A 15,341-nucleotide genomic window follows, 5' to 3' on the forward strand; every position below is an offset into this window, starting at 1 on the left:
TCCTTAGTTCATTTGTAGGGAATTAATTCACTACATTAATCTTTAGAGGCGATAAGTTAGCTATTCTTAGATAACGTCTTGTTCTAAGTACAACATATCTCCTTCTTTAATTGTACACTTCCCATTTGTTAATTCAATCATCCAATCTATGAAAGGTTGTTTTTTGTCCTCTTCTACATAAGTATCGAATGTGACATTTTCTAGATAGTGTATATCTTTAATGGCATATTCTGAATTACGTAATTCATTTTCTAGCTTGCCAAGCAACGTATAATCAATTTCTGTTTGCATAACGCGCATTAGTTTTCGTTCAACAACGCCGACATGGTTAAGACCTTCACTTGTACATTTTCCATATGCACGAATTAATCCACCAGCACCAAGTTTAATGCCGCCAAAATAGCGTGTAACGACGACGACAGTATCTTTTAGACCTCGTTTTTTTAATACTTCTAACATAGGTACACCAGCTGTGCCGCTCGGTTCACCGTCATCATTCGCTTTTTGAATTTGATCTTGTTCACCGATTAAATATGCAGAACAATTATGTGTTGCATTCCAATTTTGTTTTTTTATTTTTTGTATAAATGCTTGAGCTTCCTCTTCTGTTGTGGCGCGATTCACATAGCAAATGAATCTTGATTTTTGAATGACAATTTCGTGCTCGCCGTAGCCTTTGATTGTTAAATATTGTAATAACAATGGTATACGCCCCTATTCTTCAAAATGACTAGTACTTTACATTTTAAAAGCGGTTGTTTTTATATTCAAACATTTTTTGCAAATATGTTGAAATTTTTGATGAGGATTTGATCTTGTTGTTGTAATTTGTCGAGAGGGTGGTTATAATTTCTAATTGGCATTTTTATGTATGGATGCACCTTTTCTCGTTTTCGTGTAAAATTAGGGAATAAAAATTTTTTATAAGGCAGGTACGAAAATGAAAACAGCTATTGTTACTGATAGTACAGCATATATACCGAAGCATATTCGTGATGAACTCAATATATATATGATTCCATTAAACGTTGTGTTTGGAACGGAATCTTATCAAGAAGAGGCTGAAATTTCAGCAAATGATTTTTATGTAAAAGTACGTGAACAAGAAGAACTTCCGAAAACTTCGCAACCAGCAATTGGAAAGTTTTTAGAGTTATATGAAGAGTTATCTAAAGAATATGATGCAGTTATTAGCATTCACCTTTCCAGTGGAATTAGTGGTACATACCAAACGGCAACGACAGCTGGACAGATGGTAGATGGTATCGATGTATATACGTACGACTCTGAAATTAGTTGTGAAGTACAAGGATTTTACGTGCGTGAAGGTGCGAAATTAGCAGGTGAAGGGAAAGCTCCAGAAGAGGTTATCGCTCGCTTTGATGAAATGAAAAAAACGATGGATGCTTATTTTGTAGTAGATGATTTACATCATTTACAGCGCGGTGGAAGATTAAATAGCGCGCAAGCTTTCATCGGCAGTTTGTTACAAGTAAAACCAGTATTATACTTTAGAGATAAAATAATTATTCCATTCGAAAAAATTCGTACGCGTAAAAAAGCATTAAAACGTATCGTTGAAATCTTTGATGAGCAGGCAAGTAAAGGTGTGCCTATGGAGGCTGTTATTATTCATGCGAATCGTGAAGAGGAAGCTAATGAATGGAAACAAGAATTAGAAGAGATATACCCTCACGTTACAATTCGTACGAGTTATTTCGGAGCTGTAATTGGGACGCATTTAGGTGAAGGTGCGCTTGGTTTAGGCTGGTATACGAAGTGATAAAGATGTAAAAGCTCTCTTACTTGAAGAGGGTTTTTTACGGGTATTTTACGAAGAATTGACAAGTTAATATTTGGAAATGGTAAAATGTACGTAAAATTAAATAATGAGGAAAGTTTTATTACTTACTTTTTACAAGAAACTATTTTATAATGGAAGAGAGGTGAAACATATGGAGCATAATTCTTGTTTATGTCCAAAGTTTGAGTCAGCTTTTACATTGCTTAGTAAGAAATGGACTGGCTTAATTATTAAATCTTTGTTGGAAGAGCCGAAACGTTTTAGAGAAATCGCAGATATTATACCGAATATGAGCGATCGTATGTTGTCAGAACGTTTAAAGGAATTAGAAGGTGAAGGTATTGTAGTTCGTAATGTTTACCCAGAAGTACCAGTTAGAATCGAGTATGGTTTAACTGATAAAGGGAAAGCGTTGGAACGTGTTATGGATGAAGTCCAAAATTGGGCTGAGAAATGGATGAAGTAACGTTTCTATCTCATTCATACTTGGAGTATTTTCAAAACGTAAGGGATTCCCTTACGTTTTTTTCAATTCTATAAAAAATGTCGGAAGTCACCTAAAATTCTACATATATATACAAATTTAGATATATTTTGCTATAGAGATAAATGTAATATTACATTTATTTTACAAAACCGTAACATTAGCAAAAAAACTCCCGAATTATGGTATAAATTTTAATAGGTTATATACGGAAAATGAAAAAAGAAAGCGGTGTAAAAAATAAAATGAAAAAGCTAAAAATGGCATCTTGCGCATTAGTTGCAGGGTTAATGTTTTCAGGGCTAACACCAAATGTATTTGCAGAGGATAAAATTTCTGACGTGAACTCACAAATTAACACACAAAATGACACTTTACATAAACAACAACAAGAACGTGATGAATTACAAAAACAAATGAACGACTTAAACAAAACAATTCAAGGTTTAGATAAGTCTGTTCAAGAGAACGCTGCAAAACTTGATGAAACAACGAAAAAAGTTTCTGATACTGAGCAATTAATTGAAAAGAAAAATAAAGATATTGCAGAATTACAAACAAAGATTGCAAAACGTGAAGAGTTATTAAGAAAACGTTTAGTTGCACTACAAGAACAACCGAACACGAACGTTGTAACAGAAGTTCTTGTAAACTCTAAAAACATTGCAGATTTAGTGGATCGTTTCAATTCTATGTCTAAAATTCTTGAGTCTGACGAAGATATCATGAAAACTCAACAAGAAGATCAAACGAACGTGAAAAAAGATGTTGAGACAGTAAAAGAAAAACAAAAAGAATTAAAAGAAGCACAAGCTCAAATTGAAACTGATAAGAAAGAACTTGACGCTGAAAAAGAGAAAAAAGCAACAGCGGTAAACGATTTAAGCGGTAAAATGGATACAGTTGTAACTACGATGACAAGCACGGAAAGTCAATTGAAAGATCTTGAGAAACAAGCACTGCAATTACAACGTATTGCGGAAGAAGAAGCGCAAGCAAAAGCGGCACAAGAAGCTGCTGCTCAAAAACAAGCAGAACAAGCGGCTAAAGAAGCACAAGCTCAACCAGCTGCAGCCCCAGCACAGCAAGCTGCACCAGCGAATAATGGTGGACAAGCTCAAAAAGAAGAACCTAAAAAAGAAGAGCCTAAAAAAGAAGAGCCTAAAAAAGAGACACCTAAACAAGAAAACAAAAAACTAGAGCCAGCACCAGGTCCAACTCCGGTTCCTGGCGTAATTGGTAAAGCACAACAATACTTAGGTATGCCTTATGTTTGGGCAAGTGCATCTCCATCAAACGGTGGTTTTGACTGTAGTGGATTCATTTCTTACATTTATGGTGTAGGTCGTCAAGATGTTAATGGATATTGGAATTCAGTTTCTAAAGTAAGTAGCCCACAGCCTGGAGATTTAGTGTTCTTCCAAAACACTTATAAAAATGGTCCGTCTCACATCGGTATTTATGTTGGAAATGGACAAATGATTCATGCGAGTGATAAAGGGATTGCGTACGGTGATATTAACAGTTCGTACAACCAAAAACATTTCTTAGGATACGGTAGATTCTAGGATTTATAATTGAATAAAATACGTGTATAAAGTCGATAGCTTACTATTTTATAAGTAGGTTATCGGCTTTTTTGAGTTTTTACGAGATAAAGAGAAGGATTTATAGTAGTGCTGGAGGTGGTTATTGATAATGTTAGCTGGTAGACAGTTATTGTTAAAAGAACTTTCTTCAGATTTGCAGGATAAATTGGATCATTTGAAAAGGAACCGAGAAGTCGTTTGTGTGCAAGGTGTAATTAAGAAATTTTCAAAATATACGTGCCAGCGTTGCGGCAATATAGAGCAACGACTATTTGCATCATTTGTATGTAAACGGTGCAGTAAAGTATGTACGTATTGTCATAAGTGTATAACGATGGGAAGGGTCAGTGAATGTGCTGTACTGGTGCGCGGGGCTGGAAAAACAGAAATGTTGTTTCGTGGAATTGCAGAGGCACTACAAAGGGGAGAGAGAGTTTGCATTGCAACGCCGAGAACGGACGTTGTACTTGAGTTAGCACCAAGATTACAAGAAGTGTTTCCGAATATAAATGTAGCTGCTTTATACGGAGGGAGTTTAGACGGAGAAAAAGATGCGGCGTTAATCGTTGCGACTACACATCAATTGTTACGTTACTATAGAGCGTTCCATGTCATGATTGTAGATGAGATAGATGCTTTTCCATATCATGCGGATAAGATGTTGCATTATGCAGTAAACGAAGCGATGAAAGAGGAGGCAGCACGTATTTATTTAACTGCAACTCCAGATGAAAATTGGAAGCGTAAATTACAGAATGGTAAGCAAAAAGGGGTTATTATTGCAGGACGTTATCATCGTCATCCATTGCCAGTCCCGATATTTCGGTGGTGCGGAAATTGGAAGAAGGGTCTTATGCGTAAAAAAATCCCTCGTGCGTTATTACAATGGTTAAATATGTACTTATCTAAACGATACCCCATTTTTCTATTTGTTCCTCATGTGCGATATGTAGAAGAAATTAGCCACTTATTAAAATCATTAAACAATCAAATTGATGGTGTGTACGCAGAAGATCCGGCGAGAAAAGAGAAGGTAGCAGCTTTCAGGAAGGGAGAAATCCCTTTATTAGTTACAACGACGATTTTGGAACGAGGAGTAACTGTGAAAAATTTACAAGTGGCAATTTTAGGAGCTGAGGAAGAAATATTTTCAGAAAGTGCTCTCGTTCAAATCGCAGGGCGTGCTGGCAGAAGCGCTGATGAACCGGATGGAGATGTCATCTATTTTCATTATGGAAAGACAGAGGCGATGGTGCGCGCGAAAAAACATATTCAAAGTATGAATAAAAATGCTAAAAAACAAGGACTGATAGATTGATGCATTGTCTACTTTGTGATGAATATATTTTGTATGCGATTAGTTGGTACACTTTTTTTGTTAAGCCTCATAAAAAGTATATATGTGATAGATGTGAGCAAAAACTTTCCTATATTATAGGGGATATTTGCAAGGAGTGTGGTCGGCCTTTAGAACTTGTACCAGCGGAATATAAGAACGGTGATATTTGTACGGATTGCATAAGGTGGGCGAACGAGCAGAGGTTTCCGTCTCTCATAAATCGTTCGTTGCATGTGTATGATGAAGGAATGAAAGAAATATTAGCACAGTTTAAATTTCGAGGAGATGCTGAATTAGTACATATTGTTCATCAGCCTATTCGAAGTCTTTTTCAAAAATATTTTGCGAATGTTTCAGCTGTGATTCCGGTCCCTCTTAGTGAAGAGCGAGAATACGAGCGTGGTTTTAATCAAGCTGAGTTATTAGCTTCTTGTTTGCCTGTCAAAATATTTTGTACATCATTAAGAAGAATTGAAACAGAAAAACAAAGTAAGAAGAAGCTTAAAGAAAGGATATCGGGAGTTAATTCTTTTTATTTTCAGGGAGAAGAGATGTTTCATGAGCAACGTGTTTTAATCGTGGATGATGTGTATGCGACAGGAATTACTGTTAGGCAAATTGGAAGCCTTTTGTATGATCGAGGAGCGAGAGAAGTTTCTTGTTTGACGCTTTATAGAGGTTAATATGTGAATGTCGAAAGGAATAATAAAAAGACGACAAATCTTCTTTGACTAAAAGTCTTGTCATTCGTTATAGTCAGAATATGGGGCGAATGCCCTGATTTTAAGAGTGAAGGGAATGGAATGAACATGCAAGGACGAGTAAAATGGTTCAATGCAGAAAAGGGATTTGGGTTTATTGAGCGTGAAGATGGTGACGATGTGTTTGTTCATTTTTCTGCTATTCAACAAGATGGGTATAAGTCGTTAGAAGAAGGTCAACAAGTGGAGTTTGATATTGTTGATGGAGCACGTGGACCACAAGCGGCTAATGTTGTGAAACTGTAAAAATTAAGTTTTGGGAAAAGATAGAGCTGTATTTTTAGCAGCATTATATAGATGGCGAAAGCTCTTGCTCGTAACAAGGGCTTTTTTGTTGTGGGTAAGTTGTCAAAAAGTTGTTTCTTTTCTGTAACCAATTGTCCACAGTTACATTCGTTATTCACGATGTTAATAGGATAAAATAAAGATAGAAACGATGCATCTTTTCATTTCAACAAAAAATGATAAAAAAATCGCAATTCCACTAATTTTTTTAAAAAAATTAGAAGGAGTTTTTAAGCCAATGTCGAAATTATAGTACATAGGCTTGAAAGGAGGAATTCATCTATGAAATTCAACATTCGTGGTGAAAATATTGAAGTAACTCCAGCATTAAAGGAATATGTAGAGAAAAAACTAAGTAAATTAGAGCGTTATTTTGATACATTCCCAGAGATTAAGGTTAATTTAAAAGTGTACTCTGACAAGCAACGTATCGAGGTAACAATTCCATTTACAGATTTATTACTTCGTGCAGAAGAAACTAATAGCGATATGTACGCTGCCATCGATTTAGTAGTTGATAAAATTGAGCGACAAATTCGTAAACATAAAACAAAAGTAAATCGTAAGTTACGTGAGAAAGGTTCTGTGAAAACTAACTTTATCCTTCCGGAAGCAGTAGCTGTTCTGGATGCGGTAGAAGAGGATGAATTAGAACTTGTACGTACAAAACGATTCGATTTAAAACCGATGGACGTTGAAGAAGCGATCTTGCAAATGGATATGCTAGGACATAGTTTCTTCGTCTTCACAAATGCTGATACAAATGAAACTAATGTTGTATATGGCCGTAAAGACGGGAAATATGGTTTAATCGAAACTAAATAATTATTCAAAAGCGTAGCCAAAATGGCTACGCTTTTTTTATATGTTTTTTTGCTTCCTTATCTTGTAATATTGATATGAATTTTAATGGCTAATTCGTAATGAAATTTAGAAGTCATGTTTTGTCACGGTTAATTGTATTACTATTCCAAAAGGATCTCGCACAATGGCATAACCCGGGCTGAAGGAGTTTTTTTCAAAAGGTGTTAAAATATAAACCTCATCATTTTGAATTAGATTGTGATAGAGTGTTTCAATGGTTTGGAAATCTTTAGATTGAATGCATAATGATGAGCTATTACTTAATTGCCAAGGGCGTGTGGAATCCACTGCCTGTTCTGCAATCATAATTTTATTAGTACCAATTTGTAAAACGGAATGGGTAATATAATGTTCTTGGCTTTCTTTATACGTGAAATTCGGATCTATTTCTTTCATTTCTTTATAATTCTTTTTAAATAAAACTTTTGCACCTAAATGCTGTTCGTAAAATGCAATTGCTTTAGCACCTTGCCCATTTAATGATAAAAAAGTGATTACTTCAAAGTTCATTGTATTGCCTCCTTCATAATATGTTTACACTTATTACTATACAAGTATAAGGTGCCACACATTGGCACCTATAGGGAGAGTTTATGAAAAAAGTTGAACGTTTAAATCAGATGCTACGCTTTATTAATCAAAAACAAACATTCACATTGAAAGATTTAATGGATGAATTTCAAATTTCAAAAAGGACAGCTTTACGTGATATTGTATCTTTAGAGGAAATGGGTGTACCTCTTTTTGCAGAGTATGGTCGATATGGAGGATATCGTTTAATAAAATCGATGACATTACCACCGATTTTATTTACAAATCATGAAGTTTTAGCACTTTATTTTGCAATGCAAGCACTAAGTAGTTTTGTAAGTATTCCCTTTCAAATCTCGTTTCGTTCCATCAATAAGAAGTTTTTGGATAGTGTTTCATCAAAACAGCGTGAGCAAATTGAAAACTTGCAAAAAAGAGTTTCCTTTTTTCATTCGGAACAAGCACATGAATGTGGTTATCTAGAAGAGATTTTGTTAGCCGCTGTTCAAAATAGGGCTTTAACTATAAACTATGTAACGCCGAAACAAACGACAATGCGCCGTATTCAGCCGATTTCGATTTATGCAATGAAAGGTTATTGGTATTGTCAGGCTTACGATTTAGATAAATCTGCTTATCGAGTGTTTCGCTGTGATCGTATTAGGTCGTCAGAAATAGTAGATGCTCAGGATAGTCTGGATTTGGAAAATATAAATATACATAACGCACATAGTCTTTGGAAAGCAACTGAACAAGCTATTCAATTTAAATGCTCAATTACTGCGAGGGGGATAGAGATATTTAAGCAACAACAATATCCTTCGATGAAATTACGGGAGGAACATGAAGGGACGTATTTAATAGGAACTTATGAGCCTGCTGAAATTGACTTTATCATCTCGTATCTAGCTAGTTTTGGTAAAACTATAAAAATAATTGAGCCATCTTCTTTAAAAGAGAACTTAAAAGAATACTACTTAGATTTAATACAAAATTTGTAGCGAAGAGAGAATAGTTTGTTGGAACAAATGAAATACAAACTTTTTCTGAATATAGGGCTAGACATTTGGACGATTGTTGTCATAGTTATAAGACAAGTGTTACAATTATCATTAGGTTTATACATTTTAGTTTTTTAATTAGGAGAAAAATTGGCATAACATATATTTGATTTTTATAACGACTGATTGTAAAGAGAGAAAGAAAAAAGCAATCGGAAGTTTTATTTTAATAAAAAGAGGAGCGTATTCCCTATGATCGGTATTTTAAAAAAGGTGTTCGATGTTAACCAACGCCAAATTAAACGTATGCAGAAGACAGTTGAGCAAATTGATGCATTAGAATCATCTATTAAGCCACTAACTGATGAGCAATTAAAAGGAAAGACGCTTGAATTTAAAGAGCGTTTAACAAAAGGTGAGACAGTAGACGATCTACTTCCTGAAGCTTTTGCGGTTGTTCGTGAAGCAGCAACTCGTGTTCTTGGAATGCGTCCATATGGTGTGCAGTTAATGGGTGGTATTGCCTTACATGAAGGGAATATCTCTGAGATGAAAACGGGTGAAGGTAAAACGTTAACGTCTACTTTACCTGTATATTTAAATGCTTTAACAGGAAAAGGTGTTCACGTTGTTACAGTCAATGAATACTTAGCACAACGTGATGCAAGTGAAATGGGACAACTTCATGAGTTCCTTGGCCTAACTGTAGGGATTAACTTAAATAGTATGTCACGTGAAGAGAAGCAAGCTGCTTATGCTGCTGATATTACGTATAGCACAAATAACGAGCTTGGATTCGATTACTTACGTGACAACATGGTGTTATATAGAGAGCAGTGCGTTCAGCGTCCACTTCATTTTGCTATCATCGATGAAGTCGATTCCATTTTAGTCGATGAGGCACGTACGCCACTTATTATTTCTGGACAAGCTCAAAAATCAGCAGAGCTATATATGTTTGCCAATGCATTCGTTCGTACATTAGAAAATGAAAAAGAATATTCATTTGATGTGAAAACGAAAAATGTAATGTTAACAGAAGATGGTATTACGAAAGCTGAGAAAGCTTTCCATATCGATAACTTATTCGATTTAAAACATGTAGCACTTCTTCACCATATTAATCAGGCGCTTCGTGCACACGTTGTTATGCACCTTGATACAGATTATGTTGTACAAGAAGGCGAAATCGTAATTGTAGACCAATTCACTGGTCGTCTTATGAAAGGTCGTCGTTATAGCGAAGGTTTACACCAAGCTATTGAAGCAAAAGAAGGCGTAGAAATTCAAAATGAAAGTATGACACTCGCAACAATTACGTTCCAGAACTATTTCCGTATGTATGAAAAGTTATCTGGTATGACTGGTACAGCGAAAACGGAAGAAGAAGAATTCCGTAGCATTTACAATATGAATGTTATCGTAATTCCAACGAACAAAGATATTATTCGTGATGACCGTGCTGATTTAATCTTCAAATCAATGGAAGGTAAATTCAATGCAGTTGTTGAGGATATTGTAAATCGTCATAAACAAGGGCAACCTATTCTTGTTGGTACAGTTGCAATTGAAACGTCAGAGCTTATTTCAAAAATGTTAACACGTAAAGGTGTACGCCATAACATTTTAAACGCGAAAAACCATGCGCGTGAAGCGGATATCATTGCAGAAGCTGGTATGAAAGGTGCTGTAACGATTGCGACGAATATGGCTGGTCGTGGTACGGATATTAAGCTTGGAGACGATATTAAAAACGTTGGTCTAGCAGTTATCGGTACAGAGCGTCATGAAAGCCGTCGTATTGATAATCAGTTACGTGGTCGTGCTGGTCGTCAAGGGGATCCTGGTGTAACGCAGTTCTACTTGTCTATGGAAGATGAACTAATGCGCCGCTTCGGTTCTGATAATATGAAAGCGATGATGGATCGTCTTGGTATGGATGATTCACAGCCGATCGAAAGTAAAATGGTTTCTCGTGCGGTAGAATCTGCACAAAAACGTGTAGAAGGAAATAACTATGATGCACGTAAGCAGTTACTGCAGTATGATGATGTACTTCGTCAGCAACGTGAAGTTATTTACAAACAGCGTCAAGAAGTAATGGATTCTGAGAACTTACGCAGTATTATTGAAGGTATGATGAAATCTACGGTAGAACGTGCTGTTGCGCTTCATACACAAGAGGAAATTGAAGAAGATTGGAACATTAAAGGTCTTGTTGACTACTTAAATACAAACCTTCTGCAAGAAGGAGATGTAAAAGAAGAAGAATTACGTCGCCTTGCTCCAGAGGAAATGAGCGAGCCAATTATCGCGAAGTTAATAGAGCGTTACAACGACAAAGAAAAGCTTCTGCCAGAAGAGCAAATGCGTGAATTCGAAAAAGTTGTTGTATTCCGTGTTGTAGATACGAAATGGACAGAGCATATTGATGCGATGGATCATCTTCGTGAAGGTATTCATTTACGTGCTTACGGTCAAATTGATCCACTTCGTGAGTATCAAATGGAAGGATTCGCAATGTTCGAGTCAATGATTGCTTCTATCGAAGAGGAAATTTCTCGTTACATTATGAAAGCCGAAATTGAACAAAACTTAGAGCGTCAAGAAGTTGTTCAAGGTGAAGCTGTTCATCCATCTAGCGATGGCGAAGAAGCGAAGAAAAAACCGGTTGTAAAAGGTGACCAAATGGGACGCAATGATTTATGTAAATGCGGTAGTGGCAAGAAATATAAAAACTGTTGTGGCATTGGGCAGTAATAGGAAACTGTAGTTCAGACTGCTTTGCAAACTTTTACATCAAAAATATATAATAAAAAGGATTAAACTCTCTCCGTAATAAGTGGAGAGAGTTTCCCTTGTTTTCGTATGAAAGTAACAGCAATTACATAGAGGTGAAGGAAATGGAATTAGTAGAAATTAGGCAAGAATTAGAAAAAATGGCTAAGAGATTAGCGGCTTTTAGGGGGTCTCTTTGACCTCCCTACTAAGGAAAAACAAATTGCAGAGTTAGAAGAAAAAATGATGGGCGCAGGATTTTGGGATGACCAACAAGGCGCACAAGCTGTAATTAATGAAGCGAATGCGCTGAAAGATATGGTTGGAAGTTTCCGTCAGTTAGATGAGACGTTCGAAAACTTAGAAATGACGCATGAACTGTTAAAAGAAGAGTATGATGAGGATTTACATGAGGAATTAGAGTCAGAAGTGAAAACTTTAATTCAAGATATGAATGAGTATGAGCTTCAGTTACTGCTAAGCGATCCTTATGATAAAAATAACGCTATTTTAGAATTACACCCAGGTGCAGGTGGAACAGAGTCACAAGACTGGGGTTCTATGTTATTACGTATGTATACACGCTGGGCTGAAAAACGTGGATTTAAAGTAGAAACGGTTGACTACTTACCAGGTGATGAAGCTGGTATTAAGAGTGTTACTTTATTAATTAAAGGTCATAACGCTTACGGTTACTTAAAAGCAGAGAAAGGTGTACATCGTCTTGTACGTATTTCACCGTTCGATTCTTCAGGCCGTCGTCATACATCATTCGTATCTTGTGAAGTTGTACCTGAGTTCAATGATGAAGTTGAAATTGAAGTGCGTACAGAAGACTTGAAAATTGATACGTACCGTGCAAGTGGAGCTGGTGGGCAGCACATTAATACGACAGATTCAGCGGTTCGTATTACGCATACACCGACAAATACGGTTGTAACATGTCAGTCAGAGCGCTCTCAAATTAAAAACCGTGAGCATGCGATGAAAATGTTAAAAGCAAAATTATATCAAAAGAAACTAGAAGAACAACAAGCACAATTAGATGAAATCCGCGGGGAACAAAAAGAAATCGGATGGGGTAGCCAAATCCGTTCTTACGTATTCCACCCGTATTCTCTTGTGAAAGACCACCGTACAAATACAGAGGTGGGTAACGTACAAGCAGTTATGGATGGAGAAATTGATCCATTTATTGATGCGTATTTACGTTCTCGTATTTAATAAGAGAAAAAGCCAACAGGATTGTTGGCACATGCTGAGGTAAAAGAGGATATAAAGAGGTTTATCTTATTTATATTGATGAAATAATGAAGAAGAGAAGTTGAAAACGACAACTTCTCTTTTTGATGAGATTATATGTAGAATACAACGCTGCATATTGTTTTGTAAAAAGTAGAGAATAGTAAAACAAAGCGGTAATAGAGTAGGACCTTATATGGAATTTTTTAATTTGCTTTGAAGAAAGAGGTTCTTTATAGAACTTTCTAAGGTGTTCACAGAATTGAAACAATTCGTGAAAGCTTTATTTTATTAGGCTTCTCGATATATTTGTAAAAAATATGAAATACACCTTGGTTTTTCTATATAAAGATAATGCTTATAATGAATATTGAGTGTGTTATGAGGACTATTGCCTAGTTATGAATGAAAAGAATATCAACAATGGGGAGCGATAGAAGTGAAAAAGAAATTGTTGGCTATTGCGTTAGGAACATCAGTCGTTTTTGCTTTAGGAGCATGTGGAAATAAAGAAGAAAGTAAACCGTCGAAACAATCTGCAAGTACAGATAGTGCAGAACAAATTTTCCAAAGAAGTTGTGCTGGTTGTCACGCGAAAGATTTAGCAGGAGCAACTGGACCTGATTTAAGAAAAGTAGGCAGTAAGTATGACGCTGCAGATATCGAAGAAATTATTAAAAAAGGTCGCGGCTCAATGTCACCTGGACTTATTCAAGGTGAGGACGCGAAAAAAGTAGCTGAGTGGTTAGCTGAACATAAATAAGAAACGTAATTAATAAACGAGCTGATTGTATAACTTGACCGAAAAGCGCTTTAGGTTAAGCAATACAATCAGCTCGTTTACCTTTTTTGGGGATGTAACATAACTGTAACAAAAATGTATCCGAACTGGAAACCGTTTGATGTTACAATGAGGTTTGTAGAATTTTGCTGAAATATATTACATAGAGTAGCGGTGCTAATAAAAAGCATGTATGGAAGCTACCTTCAACAAGAATGGTCAAGCGAGAATAAGGTTATTCTTTTATTTTCAAATGTACAGAAAAGTATTTCGAAAAAAATCATTAAGTATTGGGTGATAAATAATGATAAAAATGACGAATGTTTATAAGGAGTACCCAAATGGTATGAAAGCCATTGCTGGTCTCACAGTTAACATTAAACAAGGTGAATTCGTATACGTAGTTGGACCGAGTGGAGCCGGAAAATCTACATTTATTAAAATGATGTATCGTGAGGAGAAACCATCTACAGGATCAATTAATGTAAATGGACTTGTAATTGAAACATTAGCAGAAAGAGATGTTCCGTATTTCCGTCGTCAATTAGGCGTGATTTTCCAAGATTTTAAATTGCTACCTAAATTAACGGTATATGAGAATGTTGCGTTTGCTTTAGAGGTAATTGAAGAAGAACCAGATGCGATTCGTGAACGTGTTACAGAAGTGTTAGGTCTTGTAGGTCTAGATGATCGTGCAGATGCACTTCCAGGTGAACTTTCAGGCGGAGAGCAACAACGTGTGGCGATCGCAAGAGCGATTGTAAATAGACCAAAGGTTGTAATTGCCGATGAGCCAACAGGTAACTTAGATATTGAAACGGCTCTTGATATTATGAAGATTTTTACGCGCATTAATGAGCGTGGTACAACGATTGTTATGGCGACGCATAACTCAGATATCGTAAATACAATTCGTCATCGTGTAATCGCGATTGAAGGCGGAAAAATTGTTCGAGACGAGATTGAGGGAGGATACGGATATGAAGACTAAGACCCTTAGTCGACATTTGCGAGAAGGTGTAAAGAATCTATCCCGTAACGGATGGATGACGTTTGCTTCTGTTAGTGCAGTAACGGTTACATTATTACTTGTAGGTGTCTTTTTAACAGCGATTATGAATATGAACCATTTTGCGACGAAAGTAGAGCAAGATGTGGAAATTCGTGTGCATATTGATCCAGCAGCAAAAGAAGCTGATCAAAAGAAATTAGAAGAAGATATGAGTAAAATTGCGAAAGTAGATTCTATTAAATATTCTTCTAAAGAAGAAGAGTTGAAACGTTTAATTAAAAGCTTAGGTGATAGTGGAAAAACGTTCGAACTATTTGAGCAAGATAACCCACTGAAAGACGTATTTGTTGTAAAGGCGAAAGAGCCGACTGATACAGCAGCAATCGCGAAAAAGATTGAGAAAATGCAGTTTGTAAGTAATGTTCAATACGGTAAAGGCCAAGTTGAAAAATTATTTGATACTGTAAAAACTGGTCGTAATATCGGGATTCTGCTAATTGCTGGTCTTCTATTCACAGCGATGTTCTTAATCTCTAACACAATTAAAATTACAATTTATGCTCGTAGTACTGAGATTGAAATTATGAAACTTGTTGGTGCAACAAACTGGTTTATTCGTTGGCCGTTCTTGTTAGAGGGATTATTCCTAGGAGTATTAGGATCAATTATTCCAATCGGAGTAATTTTAGTTATATATAATTCATTGCAAGGTGTGTTTAATGAAAAACTTGGCGGAACAATTTTCGAGCTTCTACCATACAACCCGTTCGTATTCCAATTAGCTGGTTTATTAGTGTTAATCGGTGCATTAATTGGTATGTGGGGAAGTGTAATGTCAATTCGTCGCTTCTTAAAAGTATAAAAAGTTGC

Annotated in this window: 15 protein-coding genes; 13 read left to right on the forward strand and 2 right to left on the reverse strand. The window is 36.0% G+C overall.

What is annotated here, in order from left to right:
* Positions 1-66 precede the first annotated feature (66 nt).
* Entirely contained in the window at positions 67-702 is a 636-nt protein-coding gene (locus JDS80_RS16935; protein WP_071734660.1) for a YigZ family protein, read from the reverse strand.
* 238 nt (positions 703-940) lie between these two features.
* On the opposite strand from JDS80_RS16935, the gene JDS80_RS16940 reads away from it, so the two are divergent.
* The 7 genes from JDS80_RS16940 to hpf all read left to right on the forward strand — a co-directional run bounded on the left by JDS80_RS16940 (position 941) and on the right by hpf (position 7,087).
* Entirely contained in the window at positions 941-1,783 is an 843-nt protein-coding gene (locus tag JDS80_RS16940) for a DegV family protein (RefSeq protein ID WP_000844771.1), read from the forward strand.
* Between the two features lie 172 nt (positions 1,784-1,955).
* A complete protein-coding gene (locus tag JDS80_RS16945) occupies positions 1,956-2,270 on the forward strand; it encodes a winged helix-turn-helix transcriptional regulator (RefSeq protein WP_000400851.1) in 315 nt (104 codons plus the stop codon).
* A gap of 233 nt (positions 2,271-2,503) precedes the next feature.
* Positions 2,504-3,856, forward strand: a complete 1,353-nt coding sequence (locus tag JDS80_RS16950; RefSeq protein ID WP_199639351.1) for a C40 family peptidase — start codon at positions 2,504-2,506, stop codon at positions 3,854-3,856.
* 130 nt (positions 3,857-3,986) lie between these two features.
* A complete protein-coding gene (locus tag JDS80_RS16955) occupies positions 3,987-5,195 on the forward strand; it encodes an ATP-dependent helicase ComFA (protein ID WP_199639353.1) in 1,209 nt (402 codons plus the stop codon).
* A complete protein-coding gene (locus tag JDS80_RS16960) occupies positions 5,195-5,899 on the forward strand; it encodes a ComF family protein (RefSeq protein WP_199639355.1) in 705 nt (234 codons plus the stop codon). Before JDS80_RS16955 ends, JDS80_RS16960 begins: the two co-directional genes overlap by 1 nt.
* Before the next feature lie 126 nt (positions 5,900-6,025).
* On the forward strand, positions 6,026-6,223 hold the full coding sequence (cspC, locus tag JDS80_RS16965) for a cold shock protein CspC (RefSeq protein WP_001990088.1): 198 nt from the start codon (positions 6,026-6,028) through the stop codon (positions 6,221-6,223).
* A gap of 321 nt (positions 6,224-6,544) precedes the next feature.
* The gene (hpf, locus tag JDS80_RS16970; RefSeq protein ID WP_002034758.1) at positions 6,545-7,087 is read left to right on the forward strand and encodes a ribosome hibernation-promoting factor, HPF/YfiA family; all 543 of its coding nucleotides are present in this window, start codon (positions 6,545-6,547) and stop codon (positions 7,085-7,087) included.
* A gap of 105 nt (positions 7,088-7,192) precedes the next feature.
* Here the strand turns inward: hpf and JDS80_RS16975 are convergent, their stop codons facing one another.
* Complete coding sequence (locus JDS80_RS16975; RefSeq protein WP_098888435.1) at positions 7,193-7,636, reverse strand: VOC family protein; 444 nt, start codon at positions 7,634-7,636, stop codon at positions 7,193-7,195.
* An 83-nt stretch (positions 7,637-7,719) separates the two neighbouring features.
* Between JDS80_RS16975 and JDS80_RS16980 the strand changes: the two genes are divergently transcribed.
* The 6 genes from JDS80_RS16980 (at position 7,720) to ftsX (ending at position 15,333) form a co-directional block, all read left to right on the forward strand.
* Entirely contained in the window at positions 7,720-8,658 is a 939-nt protein-coding gene (locus JDS80_RS16980) for a helix-turn-helix transcriptional regulator (RefSeq protein ID WP_098888434.1), read from the forward strand.
* Positions 8,659-8,910: 252 nt separating this feature from the next.
* The gene (gene secA, locus JDS80_RS16985) at positions 8,911-11,418 is read left to right on the forward strand and encodes a preprotein translocase subunit SecA (protein WP_098888433.1); all 2,508 of its coding nucleotides are present in this window, start codon (positions 8,911-8,913) and stop codon (positions 11,416-11,418) included.
* A 143-nt stretch (positions 11,419-11,561) separates the two neighbouring features.
* Positions 11,562-12,660, forward strand: a protein-coding gene (gene prfB / locus JDS80_RS16990; protein ID WP_098888432.1) for a peptide chain release factor 2 whose coding sequence is annotated in 2 segments (ribosomal slippage) — positions 11,562-11,633 and positions 11,635-12,660 — 1,098 coding nt in all. Because the reading frame shifts where the segments join, the coding sequence is not laid out codon by codon here.
* A gap of 457 nt (positions 12,661-13,117) precedes the next feature.
* On the forward strand, positions 13,118-13,441 hold the full coding sequence (cccB, locus tag JDS80_RS16995) for a cytochrome c551 (RefSeq protein ID WP_071748005.1): 324 nt from the start codon (positions 13,118-13,120) through the stop codon (positions 13,439-13,441).
* A gap of 322 nt (positions 13,442-13,763) precedes the next feature.
* The gene (ftsE, locus tag JDS80_RS17000) at positions 13,764-14,450 is read left to right on the forward strand and encodes a cell division ATP-binding protein FtsE (RefSeq protein ID WP_071748006.1); all 687 of its coding nucleotides are present in this window, start codon (positions 13,764-13,766) and stop codon (positions 14,448-14,450) included.
* Complete coding sequence (gene ftsX, locus JDS80_RS17005; protein ID WP_071748007.1) at positions 14,440-15,333, forward strand: permease-like cell division protein FtsX; 894 nt, start codon at positions 14,440-14,442, stop codon at positions 15,331-15,333. The genes ftsE and ftsX overlap by 11 nt, the downstream gene beginning before the upstream one ends.
* Positions 15,334-15,341 lie beyond the last annotated feature (8 nt).

Origin of the sequence: Bacillus cereus group sp. N8 (assembly GCF_016483685.1) — a bacterium.
Classification (GTDB): Bacteria; Bacillota; Bacilli; order Bacillales; family Bacillaceae_G; genus Bacillus_A; species Bacillus_A proteolyticus.

Coding starts and splice junctions, on each gene's coding strand:
- JDS80_RS16940 (WP_000844771.1), top strand. CDS start 941: ATGAAAACAGCTATTGTTACTGATAGTACAGCATATATACCGAAGCAT.
- JDS80_RS16945 (WP_000400851.1), top strand. CDS start 1,956: ATGGAGCATAATTCTTGTTTATGTCCAAAGTTTGAGTCAGCTTTTACA.
- JDS80_RS16950 (WP_199639351.1), top strand. CDS start 2,504: ATGAAAAAAGAAAGCGGTGTAAAAAATAAAATGAAAAAGCTAAAAATG.
- JDS80_RS16955 (WP_199639353.1), top strand. CDS start 3,987: ATGTTAGCTGGTAGACAGTTATTGTTAAAAGAACTTTCTTCAGATTTG.
- JDS80_RS16960 (WP_199639355.1), top strand. CDS start 5,195: ATGCATTGTCTACTTTGTGATGAATATATTTTGTATGCGATTAGTTGG.
- cspC (WP_001990088.1), top strand. CDS start 6,026: ATGCAAGGACGAGTAAAATGGTTCAATGCAGAAAAGGGATTTGGGTTT.
- hpf (WP_002034758.1), top strand. CDS start 6,545: ATGAAATTCAACATTCGTGGTGAAAATATTGAAGTAACTCCAGCATTA.
- JDS80_RS16975 (WP_098888435.1), bottom strand. CDS start 7,636: ATGAACTTTGAAGTAATCACTTTTTTATCATTAAATGGGCAAGGTGCT.
- JDS80_RS16980 (WP_098888434.1), top strand. CDS start 7,720: ATGAAAAAAGTTGAACGTTTAAATCAGATGCTACGCTTTATTAATCAA.
- secA (WP_098888433.1), top strand. CDS start 8,911: ATGATCGGTATTTTAAAAAAGGTGTTCGATGTTAACCAACGCCAAATT.
- ftsE (WP_071748006.1), top strand. CDS start 13,764: ATGATAAAAATGACGAATGTTTATAAGGAGTACCCAAATGGTATGAAA.
- ftsX (WP_071748007.1), top strand. CDS start 14,440: ATGAAGACTAAGACCCTTAGTCGACATTTGCGAGAAGGTGTAAAGAAT.